General features: G+C 66.8%; 14 protein-coding genes and 1 pseudogene. 4 read left to right on the forward strand and 11 right to left on the reverse strand.

Features of this window, described 5'->3' with window-relative positions:
• Positions 1-3 precede the first annotated feature (3 nt).
• Complete coding sequence (gene pabB / locus AB3X99_RS09935; RefSeq protein ID WP_368616789.1) at positions 4-1,887, forward strand: aminodeoxychorismate synthase component I; 1,884 nt, start codon at positions 4-6, stop codon at positions 1,885-1,887.
• A gap of 70 nt (positions 1,888-1,957) precedes the next feature.
• Here pabB and panB read toward each other — a convergent pair whose 3' ends face one another.
• From panB to hda, 6 genes and pseudogenes are all read right to left on the reverse strand, one after another.
• The gene (panB, locus tag AB3X99_RS09940) at positions 1,958-2,773 is read right to left on the reverse strand and encodes a 3-methyl-2-oxobutanoate hydroxymethyltransferase (protein WP_069267781.1); all 816 of its coding nucleotides are present in this window, start codon (positions 2,771-2,773) and stop codon (positions 1,958-1,960) included.
• Between the two features lie 65 nt (positions 2,774-2,838).
• The gene (locus AB3X99_RS09945) at positions 2,839-3,531 is read right to left on the reverse strand and encodes a deoxynucleoside kinase (protein ID WP_368616790.1); all 693 of its coding nucleotides are present in this window, start codon (positions 3,529-3,531) and stop codon (positions 2,839-2,841) included.
• Positions 3,528-4,073: a 2-amino-4-hydroxy-6-hydroxymethyldihydropteridine diphosphokinase gene (folK, locus tag AB3X99_RS09950; RefSeq protein WP_342947698.1), complete on the reverse strand. Its 546-nt coding sequence runs from the start codon at positions 4,071-4,073 to the stop codon at positions 3,528-3,530. Before folK ends, AB3X99_RS09945 begins: the two co-directional genes overlap by 4 nt.
• A gap of 72 nt (positions 4,074-4,145) precedes the next feature.
• Positions 4,146-5,792 carry a polynucleotide adenylyltransferase PcnB gene (gene pcnB / locus AB3X99_RS09955; RefSeq protein WP_368616791.1) on the reverse strand — a complete coding sequence of 549 codons (1,647 nt, stop codon included), beginning with the start codon at positions 5,790-5,792 and terminating at the stop codon, positions 4,146-4,148.
• Positions 5,789-6,475, reverse strand: a complete 687-nt coding sequence (locus AB3X99_RS09960; protein ID WP_069267777.1) for an HAD family phosphatase — start codon at positions 6,473-6,475, stop codon at positions 5,789-5,791. The genes pcnB and AB3X99_RS09960 overlap by 4 nt, the downstream gene beginning before the upstream one ends.
• A 641-nt stretch (positions 6,476-7,116) precedes the next feature.
• Positions 7,117-7,794: pseudogene (gene hda / locus AB3X99_RS09965) on the reverse strand (DnaA regulatory inactivator Hda); the annotation flags it as partial.
• A gap of 283 nt (positions 7,795-8,077) precedes the next feature.
• On the opposite strand from hda, the gene purM reads away from it, so the two are divergent.
• Positions 8,078-9,151 (forward strand): phosphoribosylformylglycinamidine cyclo-ligase, encoded by a 1,074-nt coding sequence (gene purM, locus AB3X99_RS09970; RefSeq protein ID WP_368616792.1) that lies wholly within the window; start codon positions 8,078-8,080, stop codon positions 9,149-9,151.
• A gap of 77 nt (positions 9,152-9,228) precedes the next feature.
• On the opposite strand, the gene kynA is transcribed toward purM, so the two are convergent.
• Genes kynA through kynB form a run of 3 tightly spaced genes read right to left on the reverse strand, consistent with a single transcriptional unit; the run spans position 9,229 to position 12,131 of the window.
• Complete coding sequence (kynA, locus tag AB3X99_RS09975; protein WP_368616793.1) at positions 9,229-10,191, reverse strand: tryptophan 2,3-dioxygenase; 963 nt, start codon at positions 10,189-10,191, stop codon at positions 9,229-9,231.
• Between the two features lie 10 nt (positions 10,192-10,201).
• Positions 10,202-11,452 (reverse strand): kynureninase, encoded by a 1,251-nt coding sequence (gene kynU, locus AB3X99_RS09980; RefSeq protein WP_368616794.1) that lies wholly within the window; start codon positions 11,450-11,452, stop codon positions 10,202-10,204.
• 34 nt (positions 11,453-11,486) lie between these two features.
• A complete protein-coding gene (gene kynB / locus AB3X99_RS09985) occupies positions 11,487-12,131 on the reverse strand; it encodes an arylformamidase (protein ID WP_368616795.1) in 645 nt (214 codons plus the stop codon).
• Between the two features lie 130 nt (positions 12,132-12,261).
• Between kynB and AB3X99_RS09990 the strand changes: the two genes are divergently transcribed.
• The gene (locus AB3X99_RS09990; RefSeq protein ID WP_069267772.1) at positions 12,262-12,768 is read left to right on the forward strand and encodes an Lrp/AsnC family transcriptional regulator; all 507 of its coding nucleotides are present in this window, start codon (positions 12,262-12,264) and stop codon (positions 12,766-12,768) included.
• A 31-nt stretch (positions 12,769-12,799) separates the two neighbouring features.
• On the opposite strand, the gene AB3X99_RS09995 is transcribed toward AB3X99_RS09990, so the two are convergent.
• A complete protein-coding gene (locus tag AB3X99_RS09995; protein ID WP_069267771.1) occupies positions 12,800-13,312 on the reverse strand; it encodes a flavin reductase family protein in 513 nt (170 codons plus the stop codon).
• Positions 13,313-13,504: 192 nt separating this feature from the next.
• On the opposite strand from AB3X99_RS09995, the gene msrA reads away from it, so the two are divergent.
• Positions 13,505-14,053, forward strand: coding sequence for a peptide-methionine (S)-S-oxide reductase MsrA (gene msrA / locus AB3X99_RS10000; protein ID WP_069267770.1), 549 nt, complete (start codon positions 13,505-13,507; stop codon positions 14,051-14,053).
• A gap of 41 nt (positions 14,054-14,094) precedes the next feature.
• On the opposite strand, the gene AB3X99_RS10005 is transcribed toward msrA, so the two are convergent.
• Complete coding sequence (locus tag AB3X99_RS10005; protein ID WP_368616796.1) at positions 14,095-15,507, reverse strand: DUF72 domain-containing protein; 1,413 nt, start codon at positions 15,505-15,507, stop codon at positions 14,095-14,097.
• Positions 15,508-15,571 lie beyond the last annotated feature (64 nt).

The following is a 15,571-nucleotide window of genomic DNA, read 5'->3' on the forward strand; positions in this document are numbered from 1 at the left end:
GCAATGGCAGTCAATGCTGGCGGCGCGACTTTCGCGCTGCTCGACGATGGCGACTCGACGGCGGTTAGCCGCTCGAGCCGCCTCTATACGGGGTTCGTGCGCGAGCTTGCGTGCCAACGCGCGGCGGATCTCGACGCGGTGTGCGCGCAGGCGAATGCCGAACTGGCCAAGGGCCTTCACGCCCTCGTGATCGGCGACTACGAGTTTGGACGCACGCTCGAATTCGCCAGGCGCGACACGACCTCATCCAACGAAACGCAGCACGGCCACGCCGCGCTGCGTTTTTTATTGTTCGAACGCTGCAAAACGCTCTCGCGCGAGGAAGCCGATGCCTGGCTCGCGGCGCAAGAGGGCGCTGAAGCGCCTGCGCCTGCAGGCGTGGCGGGCGTGACGATCGGTGTCGATCGCGAGCGCTTCGAGCATGACATCGCCGCCGTGCAGGATGCCTTGCACGCGGGCGACTCGTATCAGATCAACTACACCTACCGGCTCGGCTTCGAGGCGTACGGTTCGCCGCTCGCGCTTTACAGGCGCTTGCGCGAGCGTCAGCGCGTGCGTTACGGCGCGCTGATCGCGTTGCCGGGCGACCGCTGGGTACTCTCGTGCTCGCCGGAGCTGTTCGTGGAGAAGCGCGGCCAAACGTTGCGCGCGAAACCGATGAAGGGCACGGCCGCGCGCAGCGCCGATGCGCAGCAGGACGCCGCCGTCGCGCGTTTTCTCGCGAACGACCCCAAGAACCGCGCCGAGAACGTGATGATCGTCGACCTGCTGCGCAACGACCTCTCGCGCGTCGCGCAAACCGGCTCGGTGCGCGTCCCGGCGCTCTTCAGTGTCGAGCCCTACGCGTCCGTCTGGCAGATGACTTCGACCGTGGAAGCGACGCTGCGCGAAGGTACGACATTCGCCGGCGTCATGCGCGCACTTTTCCCGTGCGGCTCGATCACGGGTGCGCCCAAGCACCGGACGATGGAGCTGATCGAAGCGCTCGAGCATGCGCCGCGCGGGCTTTACACAGGCACGATAGGCTGGCTCGAGGCGCCCTCGGCGGGCGAGGTTTGCGGCGACTTTTGCCTCTCGGTCGTGATCCGCACGTTGACGCTCGATGCGCCGTCCGGGGGCACGGGCGCCACGCGGCGCGGCGAAATGGGCGTCGGTGCGGGCATCGTGCTCGACAGCGTGGCCGCCGACGAATACGAGGAGTGCCGCTTGAAAGCCCGTTTTCTGACCGATGCCGACCCGGGCATCGAATGCTTCGAAACGATGTACGCGACGCGCGCTGACGGCGTGCGCCACGTGGAGCGCCATCTCACGCGGCTCGCGGCGAGCGCGGCGTGGCTCGGCTTCCCGTGCGATGCTCAAGCGTTGCGAGCGCGCATCGACGAAACCTTGGCCAAATTTGCTGACCAAAACGCGCCACACCGTTTGCGTCTCGCGCTCGGCAAGAGCGGGGCAGCGACAATTACCAACGCACCGCTTGTGCCGCTCGCGCAAGACACCGTAGGTGTGCTGCTGGCATCAGACTACGGCTTTGCGCCGGTCGAATCCGCCGACGCGCTGTTGCTGCGCAAGACTACGCGCCGTGCAGAATTCGATCGTGCGTGGCGCGAGGCCGAAGCGCAGGGCGGCTTCGACATGCTGTTCTTCAACGAGCGCGGCGAACTGACCGAAGGCGGCCGCTCGAACGTGTTCGTGAAGCGCGACGGCAAGTGGTTCACGCCACCGCTCGCCTCGGGCGTGCTGCCGGGCGTGATGCGCGGCGTGCTGCTCGACGACGATGCATTCGGCGCACAGGAGCGCGTGCTCAGCCGCGACGATGTGCTCGACGCCGAGGCCTTGATGCTCACGAACGCGCTGCGCGGCGCGGTGCCGGCGCGCTTGATTCGATGAAGCTCGCGTAGAAACAAAGCGCGCTCCCAACGGAGCGCGCTTTGTTGATTCTGCGAAGCGAAGCTGCCAATCAGAACACGTGCTCGGGCCCCGGGAACGTGCCTTCCTTCACGGCCTGCACATACGCGCGCACGGCCGATTCGATATCGGGCTGGCCCGTCATGAAGTCCTTCACGAAGCGCGGCCGCTTGCCGGGGAAAATGCCGAGCATGTCGTGCAGCACGAGCACCTGGCCCGAGCAGTCCACGCCCGCGCCGATGCCGATGGTCGGAATGCGCAACTGCTTCGTCACTTCCGCGCCGAGCGCCGCGGGCACGGCTTCGATCACCACGAGCTGCGCGCCGGCATCCTGCAGCGCCAGCGCGTCGCGAATCATCTGCGTCGCGGCCGCATCGCTCTTGCCCTGCACCTTGAAGCCACCGAACGCATGCACCGATTGCGGCGTGAGGCCGATGTGCGCGCACACGGGCACGGCGCGCTCCACCAGCATCTTCACCGTGGGCGCGAGCCATTCGCCGCCCTCGATCTTCACCATCTGCGCGCCGGCGCGCATGAGCTTCACCGAGTTCGCAAACGCGTCTTCGGGCGTGCCGAAGGTGCCGAACGGCAGATCGGCGATGATCAGCGCCTTGGTCTGCGCGCGCGCCACGCAGGCCGTGTGATAGGCGATGTCGTCGATGGTGACGGGCAGCGTCGTGGTGTGCCCCTGGAGCACGTTGCCGAGCGAGTCGCCGATCAGCACCGTATCGACGCCCGCGCGCTCGCACAGCGCCGAGAAGCTCGCGTCATAGCACGTCAGCATCGCGATGCGTTCGCCTGCATCGCGCATGGCCTGGAGTTTGGGCACGGTGACCGCGCTGCGGCTCGTTTCCTGCAGGTAAGTCATGGGAAATCCGTTGGGAAAGGGAAAACGGGGAGGGGCTGCGCCGCGCGATCGCGCCGATGAGGCGGTTATAGCGACGTGCCCTTGACGAAGGATTCCTTGCGGCCGCGCATCGTCTCGATACGTTCGGCGACGAGCGCGAGGTCCGCATCGGAACCTGGTAGATCCAGATGCTCCGCGCCGACGGTGAGCACCGGCGCATGATCGTAATGATAGAAAAAATCGTTGTAGCTGTCGCAGAGCGCCCGCAGGAACGCACTCGAAATAGCCAGCTCGCGCGGCAACGCCCGCTTCTGGATGCGCGCGTACAGCGCCTCGGGGCTCGCCTGCAGATAGACGACGAGGTCGGGCGTGGGCGCCGATGAGCTCAGACGCGAGGCGAGCGCGCGGTAGAGCGGCAGTTCGTCTTCGGCGAGTGTGAGACGTGCGAACAGATCGTTGCGTTCGGCAAGGAAATTCGTCACGAGCGGCACGCCCGCTTCGCGGCGCGCGGCGACGTCGCGCGAAAGTTGCTCGCGCTGCAAGGCGATATGCAACTGCGCCGCGAGCGCGTGCGACGAGGGCGCGGTGTCGCGATACACGCGTTCCAGAAACGGATTCTCGGCGTTCGATTCGAACAGCGTCTGCATCGACCAGCGTTCGGCCAGACGCGTCGCGAGCGTCGTCTTGCCCGCGCCGATCGGCCCTTCGATCACGATGTACTGGAGCGCGGCCGGTCGCGTGGCGCGCGCGCTGACGACGGGCAGGGGTGTCGTGCTCATCGGCAGTTGCCGGAGCCGGAGGGCGGCGTGTCCGGTGCTGGCGCCACACCCATGCACTGGCACAACGGCTTGACCTTCTCGATGCGCTGGGCGGCCACGGCGGCGAGGAACGCGCTGGCGGGCCCCTGGCCCGGAATCACGAGTTCGGGATCGATCTCGACGAGCGGCACGAGCGCGAATGCGCGGCCCGTCATGCGCGGATGCGGCACGACGAGGTCGGTTTCGTCGATGGTGGCGTCGCCGTAAAGCAGGATATCGATGTCGAGCGTGCGGGGCGCGTTGCGAAAGGGGCGCTCCCGGCCGAAATGATGCTCCACGCGCTGGCACAGGCCGAGCAGCGCGTGAACGTCGAGACTCGTCTCGATCTTCACGACGCAGTTGTAATAGTCGTCGCCGCCCGCGTCGATGGGCGCGGTGCGGTACAGACTCGATTTGGCGACGACGGTGAGGGTGTGCTGTTGTGCAAGGCACACCACCGCGTCTTTGAGGGTTTGGCGCGCATCCCCCAGATTCGCGCCAATTCCCAGCCAGGCAACCGTCATGGCTTCACTTCCTGCGACTTTTGTTGCGGTTCGACGCATGTGCGCCGCGGCAAGCCGCGACGCCGCACGGCGTCAGTCCTCGTGCGGACCGGCGTGGCCGTCATAGTCCGCACTGCTGGCTTCATGCACGTCACCGGCAGCGCCGGCTTCCGATACAGCACCTTCGCCCGTTCTGCGGCTCTTCGCGCCGCCGCGGCGGCGGCGTTTGCGCGGCGAGCGCTCCTTGCCGCCCTGCGCGAGAAGCGTCTCGCGCTCGGCGTTGTCGCCGGAAATGAAGTCCGTCCACCATTGGCCGACTTCGGCGTCCAGCTCGCCCGATTCGCAGCGCAGCAGGAGGAAATCATACCCCGCTCTAAATCTTTGGTGTTCCAGCAGCTTGATCGCGCCGCGGCCACGTTTTTCGCGGCGCAGCTGCAGGCCCCAGATCTCGCGCATGTCCGACGAAAAACGACGGTGAATCGCCAGTTTTTCCGTTTGCGCGTCGATGACGTCGTCCATCGCGCGATGCAGCGCCGGCACGGGCAATTCGCCTTCGGCCGTGTATTGCTGCCAGCGTTGCTGCACGTCGTGCCACAGCAGCGTGGCGAACAGGAAGCCCGGCGAGACCGGCTTGCCTGCACGTACGCGCGCGTCGGTGTTCGACAGCGCGAGCGTGATGAAGCGCTCGCCTTGCGGCTGTTCGAGCACCACGTCGAGCAGCGGCAGCAGGCCGTGATGGAGCCCTTCCTTGCGCAACCACTTGAGGCACTCGAGCGCGTGGCCCGAGAGCAGCAGCTTGAGCATTTCGTCGAAAAGACGCGCGGCCGGTACGTTGTTGATGAGGTCCGCGAGCTTCACGATGGGGTCGCGCGTGTGCTCCTCGATCTCGAAGCCGAGCTTCGCCGCGAAACGCACTACGCGCAGCATGCGCACCGGATCTTCGCGATAACGCGTGGCCGGGTCGCCGATCATGCGCAGCAGGCGCGCGCGCATGTCGGCCATGCCGTTGTGGTAATCCAGCACGGTTTGCGTGGCCGGATCGTAGTACATCGCGTTGATCGTGAAGTCGCGGCGCGTGGCGTCTTCGTGCTGCTCGCCCCAGACGTTGTCGCGCAGCACGCGGCCGCTCGCATCGACGTGGTGCGTCTTGCGGTCGAGCTCGTCGCGGCGCATGCGCTTTGCGGGCGCCGGCGCCGGCGCCGGCGCGGGCGCTTCGGCGTCCGCAGGCGGCGCATCCACGAGCGCGCGGAACGTCGAGACCTCGATGATCTCCTGGCCGAACTGCACGTGCACGATCTGGAAGCGCCGGCCGATGATGCGCGCGCGGCGGAACAGCTTCTGCACCTGGTCGGGCGTGGCGTCGGTGGCGACGTCGAAGTCCTTGGGCGCCACGCCGAGCAGCAGATCGCGCACCGCGCCGCCCACGATGAACGCGCGGAAGCCCGCCTGCTGCAGACCTTCGGTCACGCGCACGGCGTTGCGCGAGATGAGCGCGGGATTGATGCCGTGGACGTCGGCGGAAAGGATGACGGGCGTGGCCGGATCGGGCGCGCTCTTGCCGGCGCGCGGCTTCGAAGTCTTCTGCGCGCTGGCCGGCTTGCGGCGCGCGCGGGTGCTGCCGGCGAGCGCGGTTGCGCCTTCATGCGAGGCCGTGTCCGGATCGGCGGCGGGGGCTTCGGTGTCTTGCGCCGCTTCGGCGTCGTCCTGGCCGAACAGCTTGCGGATGAGTTTCTTGATCACTGGGCTTGGAACAAATCGAGAATGCGCCAGCCCGCTTGTTGCGCGTGAGCGCGCAGGGTGTCGTCGGGGTTGGTGGCGATCGGGTCGGTGACGTTTTCGAGCAGCGGAATGTCGTTGTGCGAGTCGCTATAGAAGTAGCTGTGCTCGAAGTCCGAAAAGCGCTTGCCGAGCGAGGCGAGCCATTGCTCGACGCGCACGATCTTGCCTTCGCGGTAGCTCGGCGTGCCCGTCGGGCGGCCGGTGAAGGCCGAGGCCGGATGGCCGTCCACGGTTTCGACTTCGCACGCGATCAGCTTGTCCACGCCGAAGACCTCGGCGATGGGCGCCGTGATGAATTCGTTGGTGGCCGTGACCACGCAGCAGAGGTCGCCCGCCTCCTTGTGCTTTTTCACGAGCTCGACTGCGCTTGGCAGGATGGTCGGCTTGATCACCTCGTGCATGTACTGGTCGTGCCATTCCTTCAACTGCGCGCGCGAATATTTCGCGAGCGGCGTGAGCATGGCGACGAGGTAAGCGTGGATGTCGAGCTTGCCGGCCTTGTAGTCGGCGTAGAAGCGGTCGTTTTGCTCCGCAAAGCGCTCGCCGTCGACAATGCCGAGCTTCACCATGAAGCGGCCCCATTCGTGGTCGCTGTCGGTGGGGATCAGGGTGTGATCGAGATCAAAAAGTGCAAGGTTAGCCATGGGCGCTCATTTTACTTGAAGCGGGAGACGCCGTTGCCGCCGCCGGCGGGCGGCGTCGGCGCGGCGGGGTCCGCGGGGGATTCGGGGCCTGGAGGCGCGTCGTTCTGGGCGGGCGCGTTGTTCCCTTGCGATGGCGATGTATCGGACGCATCGGGCGTCGACGGTGTCTGTCCCGGCGTCTCGCCCGGGTTTGTCTCGGGTGCAGCGGTGCCGGCGGGCGGATCGAGGTCGCCGCGCAACTCGCCGGTCATCTCGTTGCTCACGTCGGCATCGACTTCGCCCTTGAGTTCAGTGCCCAGTTCCTTGTGGACGACATGACGATATTTGGCCCCCAATTCGCCTTCGACGTTGTCGGTCGGCTTGTCGAAGGGCACGGGCGTTGGCGGGCGCGCCTGCAACGCCGGCGGTTTCGGCGCCTCATAGGGCTGGGCGTCGTCGGGCCCGGCGGCGGGGGCTTCCGGCTCGCTGGGGAAGAGCGACGGCTCCTCGCCTTCTGCGGATGGCGTGGGGGCCACCGCGTTGCCGCTGGCCTCATCTTCGCCCGCGTCACTCGCGTCGTCCGTTTCTGCCGGCGCTTCGGCGGACAATTCTTCGTCCGTCGGCAATGCGCTCGCGACGCTCACCAGATCGCCCACGCCCTTCGCGAGCATCGCGCGCAACAGCGGCAGCGTCACCGCGCGCTTCTGTTCGAGCGAGAAGCGGTCGAGCGCGTCGAGCAAGCCCATCAGGCTCGGCATGTCGCGCCGGAAATGCGTGAGCAGGTAGGCGGGCACGTCGTCGGCGAGCGCAATGCCGCGCTCGCGCGCCGCGAGCTTGAGGATGGCCGCCTTGCCTTCGTCGGAGAGCGGCGCAAGGTGGAACACGAGGCCCCAGCCGAGGCGCGTGCGCAGGTCCTCGCGCACGGCGAGACCCATGGGCGGCGCGTTGCCCGTCGCCACGAGCGCGCAGGCGGGGTAAGAGCGCACCTCGTTGAACAGGTTGAAGAGCGCGATCTGCTGCGCGCCCGAGAGCGAATCGCAGTCGTCCACCGCATAGATCGTCACGCGCGGATCGAACGTGAACGCCGCCAGCGCGCTTTGCGGGCCCAGATACCGCACATGGCCCGGCGGCGCTTCGTCGGCGAGTGCGTGCAGCAGGTGGCTGCGCCCGTTGCCGGGCTCGCCCCAGACATAGAACGTGCGATCGGCGATCGGGCCCGCCATGAGCGCCGCGTCCAGACCGCGCAGGCGCGCGACCAGCTCGGCGTTGGCGCCGATATGGAAGTTGTCGAAGGTCGATGGCGGCGGGGTGCCGAGATCGAGCGTTAACTGTCGCTGCACGGTGTGTCTGGACGGAGTCGGTTCTAGTAAAGCGTGCTCTCGTGAGAACCACGGAGGTCACTGGGCCGCGGCCGCCGCAGCACGATGCCGAAGGCGAGCGCGATCCCGGTCCCGATAACGGCCCGACGCTGGTACGGTGCGTAATACGGTGTGTTGTGCGGCAAAACTCGGTTTCCGGTTGTGGGGCACAGACGAGGCGCGTTCCAAATCTCGCTCCACCCGCGGCGGCGGGGCGCCGTCAATCGGTTAAAATCGCATTTTACCGACCTTCTGGCGCTTCCCCATGAATCAACCGAAATCCGGCCCCGCTAATCAGGCACAGTCGCAGGACCAAGGCCTCTCCTACGCCGACGCTGGCGTCGACATGGTCGCGGGCGACGCGCTCGTCGATCGCATCAAGCCGTTTGCGAAGAAGACCCTGCGCGAGGGCGTGATGGGCGGCATCGGCGGATTCGGCGCGCTCTTCGAAGTACCGAAGAGGTACAAGGAGCCCGTGCTCGTGTCGGGCACCGACGGCGTGGGCACCAAGCTGCGCCTCGCGTTTCATCTGAACAAACACGACACGGTCGGCCAGGATCTCGTCGCGATGAGCGTGAACGACATTCTCGTGCAGGGCGCCGAGCCGCTGTTCTTCCTCGACTACTTCGCCTGCGGCAAGCTCGACGTCGATACGGCGGCCACGGTCGTGAAGGGCATCGCGCAAGGCTGCGAGCTGTCGGGCTGCGCGCTGATCGGCGGTGAGACGGCCGAAATGCCGGGCATGTACCCCGACGGCGAATACGATCTCGCCGGCTTCGCGGTGGGCGCGGTCGAAAAGAGCAAGATCATCGACGGCAGCACGATCGCCCCGGGCGACGTGGTGCTCGGTCTCGCCTCGAGCGGCATTCACTCGAACGGCTTCTCGCTCGTGCGCAAGATCATCGAGCGCGCGCAGCCGGACCTCGCCGCCGACTTCGACGGCCGTTCGCTCGCCGACGCGCTGATGGCGCCCACGCGCATCTACGTGAAGCCGCTGCTCAAGCTGATGGAAACCATCACGGTCAAGGGCATGGCGCACATCACGGGCGGCGGCCTCGTCGAGAACATTCCGCGCGTGCTGCGCGAAGGCCTCACGGCCGAACTGAACCACGCGGCATGGCCGCTGCCGCCGCTCTTCACGTGGCTGCAAAAGCACGGCGGCGTGGCCGATGCGGAAATGCACCGCGTGTTCAACTGCGGCATCGGCATGGCCGTGATCGTGGCGGCGGATCAAGCCGCCGCCTCTGCCTCGCTGCTGGCCGCCGCGGGCGAGCAGGTGTGGAAGATCGGCGTGGTGCGCGAAAGCAGGGAAGGCGAAGCGCAGACCGTGGTGGTCTAAGCCTCACGCGTTGCCGCGCAAAAAAATGCCCGCCATCGATTGGCGGGCATTTTTGCTTTTCGGCGCCGCGTTTGGCGTTACAGCACCGTGCGCACGTGCCACAGCTCGGGAAAGAGCACGACATCGAGCATCTTGCGCAGATACGGCGCGCCATTCGTGCCGCCCGTGCCCTGCTTGAAGCCGATGATGCGCTCGACCGTCGTCACGTGGCGGAAACGCCATTGACGGAACGCGTCTTCGAGATCGACGAGCTCTTCGGCCATCTCGTACAAATCCCAGTACTCCGAAGGATTACGGTACACCTCCAGCCACGCCGCCTCGACCGTGGCGTCCTGTTCGGTCGGCAGGGTCCAGTCGCGGTTCAGGCGCTCGGGCGCGATCGCAAAGCCGCGCCGCGCGAGCAGGCGAATCACTTCGTCGTAGAACGAGGGTGCTTCGAGCGTCGCTTTCACCTGCTCGAAAATCTCGCCCCGATGCTCGTGCGGCTTGAGCATCTGCACGTTCTTGTTGCCGAGCAGGAACTCGATCTGCCGGTATTGATACGACTGGAAGCCCGACGACGCACCGAGATACGGCCGCATGGCCGTGTATTCGGAGGGCGTGAGCGTCGAGAGAACGCTCCACGCCTGCACGAGCTGCTCCATGATCCGCGAGACGCGCGCGAGTTGCTTGAACGCGGGCGGCAGCGCATCGCGGTGCACGTTGGCGAGCGCCGCGCGCAATTCGTAGAGCGCGAGCTTCATCCACAGCTCACTCGTCTGATGCTGCACGATGAACAGCATCTCGTTGTGGTCGGGCGAGAGCGGATGCTGCGCACCCAGCACCGCGTCGAGCGCGAGGTAGTCGCCGTAGCTCATCGACTTCGAGAAGTCGAGCTGTGCGTCGTGCCAGCCTTCGCCTTGTGCCGCGGGCGCTTGCGCAGCGGAAGCGGACGCGGCGGCGCCGTGCCCGAACGGACAGCCGCCACGTGCTGCGCTGTGGGTCTCACTCGTGGTTTCACCCGCGTCGGGCATGCCCGGGATTTGCATGTGATCGTTCATCTGCCGCTCCTCAGGTCACCGCGCCGCGCTCGGCGAATTCGGGCTTGCGCCAGGACTCGGTGGCGAGCACGTCACGCAGCGTTTCCACGGCGTCCCACACATCGACGTAACGCAGATACAGTGGCGTGAAGCCGAAGCGCAGCACGCGTGGCTCGCGATAGTCGCCGATCACGCCGCGCGCGATCAACGCCTGCATCACCTCATAGCCGTGCGGATGCTCGAAGCTCACGTGCGAGCCGCGCTCCGCGTGAGCGCGCGGTGTGACGAGCGTGAGGTCGTATTCCTTGCAGCGCGTCTCGACCAGTTCGATGAAGAGATCGGTGAGCGCGAGCGACTTGCGGCGGATCGCCTGCATGTCGGTTTGCAGGAACACGTCGAGACCGCACTCGACGAGCGCCATCGAGACGATCGGCTGCGTGCCGCACAGATAGCGGCCGATGCCGTTGTCCGGACGATAGACAGGGTTCATCTCGAACGGCGACTTGTGGCCCCACCAGCCAGAAAGCGGCTGCGAGAACGCATCCTGATGGCGCTTGGGCACCCACACGAAACCGGGCGAACCGGGGCCGCCATTCAGGTACTTGTACGTGCAGCCCACCGCGTAGTCGGCGTTCGCGCCGTTCAGGTCCACGGGCACGGCGCCCGCCGAATGCGCGAGATCCCACAGCGCGCGCGCGCCCTGCGCGTGAATATGCTCGGTGAGCGCGCGCATGTCGTGCATCTCCCCCGTGCGGTAGTTCACGTGCGTGATCATCGCGACGGCCACGTCTTCGCGGATCGCGGCACGCAACTCGGACGGATCGTCGACGAGGCGCAGTTCATAACCGCGGTCGAGCTGCTCGATGAGGCCTTGCGCGATGTACAGGTCGCTCGGAAAGTTCGAGCGCTCGGAGACGATCACGCGACGCTTCGGGTCGCGCGCGTTCTGCACGCGCAGCGCGGCGGAGAGCGCCTTGAAGAGGTTGATGGAGATGGTGTCGGTGACGACGACTTCGTCGTCGGCCGCGCCGATCAGCTTCGCGAGCTTGTTGCCCAGACGTTTGGGCATGGCGAACCAGCCCGCCGTGTTCCAGCTGCGGATGAGGCCTTCGCCCCATTCGCCGCCGATCACGGCCTGCGCGCGCGCAGCCGACGCCGAAGGCGGCACGCCGAGCGAGTTGCCGTCGAGATAGATGGTGCCGGCCGCGAGCGTGAATTGCTCGCGCAGGGCGGCGAGCGGATCGGCGCGATCGGCTGCCAGGGCTTCGTTGCGGTCGTTCATGTCTACGTTTCTGTGTCTGGCTAATTGAGGGGGTTCAGTTGTCGGCGGCCGAAGGCAACTCGCGTAGCACGGCGCGCACGGGGCTGGCGTCGAGCGTCGCGAACTTCAGCGGCAGTGCAATGAGTTCGTAGTCGCCGGGCGCGATGTCGTCGAGCACGACGCCTTCGAGGATCGCCATGCCATGGGCGCGGATACGGTGATGCGCGTCCATCGTCTTCGATTCCTGCGGGTCGAGCGAAGGCGTGTCGATGCCGATGAGACGCACGCCATGCGCGGCGAGCACATCGATCGTTGCGGGCGCGACGGCGCAAAACTTGCTGTCCCAGCGGTCCTGCGGCGCGTGCGCGTAGGTACGCAGCAGCACGCGCGGCGGGATGCCGGGCAACGCGCCTTCCACGTGTTCGGGCAGCACGAGCGGCGCGGCGCCCACGCAATGAATGACGCGGCACGCGCCGATATACGTGTCGAGCGGCACTTCGCCGATCGGCGCGCCTTGGGCGTCGTAGTGCAGCGGGGCGTCGGTGTGCGCGCCGGTGTGTGGCGACAGCGTCACGCGCGCGACGTTGACCGGCGAGCCCGCCTCCATGCGCCACACGCGCTCGACGCCAACGGGCGTATCGCCGGGCCAGACGGGCGTTTCGGGGTGAATCGGCGGGGAAATGTCTTTGATCTGTCTCATCTCAAAGTTGTCTCGTCTCCTGATGCTTCGAATGATAGGCAACCCCGCGCGAAATGTGCTTGCGAAAAAAACGCCGCAAACTTCGGTTGTTGGCACATAATTTGTCTTAAGACGGGAATGGAGACCAAATATGAACGCAATCTCGCTTGATGCTACCGATTGCCGTATTCTCGCCGTGCTGCAGAACGAGGGGCGGATCAGTAATCTCGATCTGGCGGAGCGCATTTCGCTTTCGCCGTCGGCGTGCCTGCGCCGTTTGCGGCTGCTCGAGGAGCAAGGCGTGGTGGAGCGCTACCGCGCGAGCCTGAACCGCGAGATTCTCGGCTTCGAGATGGAGGCGTTCGTGCAGGTGTCGATGCGCAACGACCAGGAGAGCTGGCACGAGCGCTTCGTCACGGCGCTGCGCGACTGGCCGGAGGTGGTGGGGGCGTATGTGGTGACGGGCGAGACGCACTACCTGCTGCGCGTGCTCGCGCACAACCTCAAGCACTACTCGGACTTCGTGCTCAACAAGCTGTACAAGGCGCCGGGCGTGATGGACATCCGCTCGAACATCGTGCTCACGACGCTCAAGGTGGAAGTGGGCGTGCCGGTGGACCTGATCGCGCAGCGCGAGCCGAAGAGCGCGTCGGCGTAATCGGGAAAGACGGGGCGCGCGCCGCGCCGTATCAGAGCGATTGGAGCTGGTGGAACGCGCCGCCGTGGAACACGAGCGGCGAAGCGTCGGTGCCGTCCTCGCGCACGCCGCAGCGCTCCACTTCCCCGACGAAAATCACGTGGTCGCCTTCGTCGTAGCGGCTGCGGTTGTGGCACTCGAACCACGCGATCGCGCCGTCCAGCACGGGCATGCCGGTGTCGCCGGCCGCGTGCGAGACGCCCTCGAAACGGTCGCCCTTCACCGTCGCAAAGCGCTTGCACAGGTCGAGCTGCGACGCGGCGAGCACATTGATCACATAATGGCTGTTCGAGCGGAACACGGGCATGGATGCCGAGCGCGTGGCGAGGCTCCACAGCACGAGCGGCGGATTGAGCGAAACCGAGTTGAACGAGCTGGCCGTGATGCCGATAAGCGTGCCGTCGGGCGCGCGCGTCGTGATCACGGTCACGCCGGTGGCGAACTGGCCAAGCGCGCGGCGGAATGCGCCGTCGTCGAAATTGGGCGGGCTGGCGCGGCGGGTCATCGGTGCTGGCCTTCACGGGCCGCGCGCGTGGCGGCGGGAGCGGAAATCGGGATCAACGTCATGTGGAAATTCGGCGAATTGTCACAATTTTAGCGGAAGCGGCGGATGGCGGGTCGCGCGGGGCACCGGGCAGTGGTGTCCGCAATGAGGTCCGCGATGGCGTCCGCAGTCACGATCTAAGGAGCGAACAGCATGAGTCAGACAGTCGAAACGGCCACCCTGGGCGGCGGATGCTTCTGGTGCCTGGAGGCGGTGTATCTGCGCGTGGAGGGTGTGAGCGCGGTGGAGTCGGGCTACGCCGGCGGTCACGTGGCGAACCCGAGCTACGAGCAGGTCTGCGACGGCGACACCGGCCACGCCGAGGTCGTGAAGGTGGACTTCGATCCGGCGAAGATCGCGTATCGCGAGATTCTCGACATCTTCTTCGCGATTCACGATCCGACGCAGCTGAACCGCCAGGGCAACGACGTGGGCACGCAGTACCGCTCGGCGATCTTCACGCACTCGGAGGCGCAGCGCGAGACGGCCGAGCAGGCGATCCGTGAGCTGGCCGCTGAGGGCGTGTACGACGGCAAGATTGTCACTCAGGTGCTGCCGCTCGACGGCAACTATTTCCCCGCCGAGGCGTATCACCAGAACTACTTCGCGCAGCACCCGAATCAGGGCTATTGCTCGTTCGTGGTGGCGCCGAAGGTCGCGAAATTCCGCCAGAAGTTCGCGCACCGGCTCAAGGCTGAATGAGCTTCAAGTGGCGCGCGGCGGTTTCATTGCCGTTGCGCGCCTCAGTCTTCCTTTTCTTCTTCTGTTTGCGCGCCGGGCGGCGTTTCGTCCGGCGTCGCATCACATGCGGCGTGCGGCGCCAATTCCCCGCGCAAGCGTTCCATCTCGTCCGCAATCGCCCGCGCGAGCTTCGCGCAGGTGAGCGGCGCCGATCCCTCCGCCTTGTTGTTCGTCGCGATCAGCACGGGCTGGCCGGCCATCGCGTAGCGCGCGGCCAGTTCCGCGAGCGTGACGCGCGTGTGCGGGTCTTCGTCCACCAGCTTGTCGAACGGCTCGTAGCGCGCCTTCGCCTGCTCGTACCTGAAGCCGCTGTGCAGGCTCCAGCGCACGATCAGCGGGCCGGCCGGGGTTTCGCCGTCCATCAGCGCGAGCGCGGCGGCCTGGCGCAACGGGTCCGGCATGCGGGCGTGCAGGCCTACGCAGTAGCGCACGCCCGCGGCGCGCAGCGTGCGCACGAAGCGCGGCGTGAGCAGGATGGCGTCGCGGATCTCGATGGCGTAGCAGGGACCGTCGCCGGCTGCGGCGGGATCGGTCGGTTGGGGCAGCGGCGGCAGCGCGGCGAGGAAGGCGGTTAGCCGCTCGACGAAGGCCGCTGGCTCGGCCAGCAACTGATCGGGCAGCGGCGGGAACTGGAACACGAGCGCGCCGGCCTTGCTGCCGAGGCCCGCAAGGCAAGGCTCGACGAATTCGCGCGCGGCCAGTTCCGCGTTGAGAAAGCACGGGTTCGCGGAAACAGGTTCGCCACGCTCGCCGCGCACGCTGGCGTCGGTGACGAGCGCGGGCGCCTTCACGATGAAGCGGAAGTGGTCCGGCACCTGCTGCGCGTAGCGCAGGTAATCGGTGACGGTGAGCGGCGCATAGAACGAGCGGTCGATGCTCACCGAGCGCAGCAGCGGATGCGCGCCGTAGGCCGAGAGGCCGTCACGGGCAAGCTTCGACTGGCTGTAATCCTCTCCGTAGACGATGCCGCGCCACCCCGGAAACGACCACGACGAGGTGCCAAGGCGCACGCTCGCAGGCAGCGCGGCGGCGACGTCGAGCGTGTCTTGCGTGGCTACGGCGGGCAGCACACCGCGGCCGCGGCGTTTGGGAGCGTCGGCGTTGGGCGTGGGCTTTTTCGGCAGTTTTTCGCGCGGTACGCCATCTTCGCGCGCTTCGATTTCGCCGTCGTTTTCGCGCGTGGCGCGGGCAGGGCGCGGGGTAGCAGGCTTCGTCGCAGGCGCGCTCGCCGGCGCCGCGAAGCCGAACAAGTCAGGCTGCGGTTCGGCGGCGGCTTCGGCTTTCGGCGTGTTGCGGCGCGCAGCCGGGCGGGCGGCCAGATGCGCGCCCGCCTGGGCCGCGTTGGGGCTGGGGTCGTTGGCCGACCCGCGTGTGCTGTCGCCAAACAGGTCGTGGCCTTCGTCGCGTTCGTTCATGCAGTGGCGTCGCGCTGTGGCGTCGTGATGGCGGTCGTTGGGGCGAAGCCGCCCGGGCCGTGCG

Origin of the sequence: Paraburkholderia sp. BR10882, assembly GCF_040948855.1 — a bacterium.
Classification (GTDB): domain Bacteria; phylum Pseudomonadota; class Gammaproteobacteria; order Burkholderiales; family Burkholderiaceae; genus Paraburkholderia; species Paraburkholderia nodosa_A.

Excerpts from the sequence above, each read along its gene's own strand:
- kynB (WP_368616795.1), bottom strand. The coding sequence starts at position 12,131 with ATGAGACAGATCAAAGACATTTCCCCGCCGATTCACCCCGAAACGCCC.
- pabB (WP_368616789.1), top strand. The coding sequence starts at position 4 with ATGGCAGTCAATGCTGGCGGCGCGACTTTCGCGCTGCTCGACGATGGC.
- kynU (WP_368616794.1), bottom strand. The coding sequence starts at position 11,452 with ATGAACGACCGCAACGAAGCCCTGGCAGCCGATCGCGCCGATCCGCTC.
- AB3X99_RS10005 (WP_368616796.1), bottom strand. The coding sequence starts at position 15,507 with ATGAACGAACGCGACGAAGGCCACGACCTGTTTGGCGACAGCACACGC.
- AB3X99_RS09960 (WP_069267777.1), bottom strand. The coding sequence starts at position 6,475 with ATGGCTAACCTTGCACTTTTTGATCTCGATCACACCCTGATCCCCACC.
- AB3X99_RS09990 (WP_069267772.1), top strand. The coding sequence starts at position 12,262 with ATGAACGCAATCTCGCTTGATGCTACCGATTGCCGTATTCTCGCCGTG.
- panB (WP_069267781.1), bottom strand. The coding sequence starts at position 2,773 with ATGACTTACCTGCAGGAAACGAGCCGCAGCGCGGTCACCGTGCCCAAA.
- msrA (WP_069267770.1), top strand. The coding sequence starts at position 13,505 with ATGAGTCAGACAGTCGAAACGGCCACCCTGGGCGGCGGATGCTTCTGG.
- kynA (WP_368616793.1), bottom strand. The coding sequence starts at position 10,191 with ATGAACGATCACATGCAAATCCCGGGCATGCCCGACGCGGGTGAAACC.
- purM (WP_368616792.1), top strand. The coding sequence starts at position 8,078 with ATGAATCAACCGAAATCCGGCCCCGCTAATCAGGCACAGTCGCAGGAC.
- AB3X99_RS09995 (WP_069267771.1), bottom strand. The coding sequence starts at position 13,312 with ATGACCCGCCGCGCCAGCCCGCCCAATTTCGACGACGGCGCATTCCGC.
- folK (WP_342947698.1), bottom strand. The coding sequence starts at position 4,073 with ATGACGGTTGCCTGGCTGGGAATTGGCGCGAATCTGGGGGATGCGCGC.
- AB3X99_RS09945 (WP_368616790.1), bottom strand. The coding sequence starts at position 3,531 with ATGAGCACGACACCCCTGCCCGTCGTCAGCGCGCGCGCCACGCGACCG.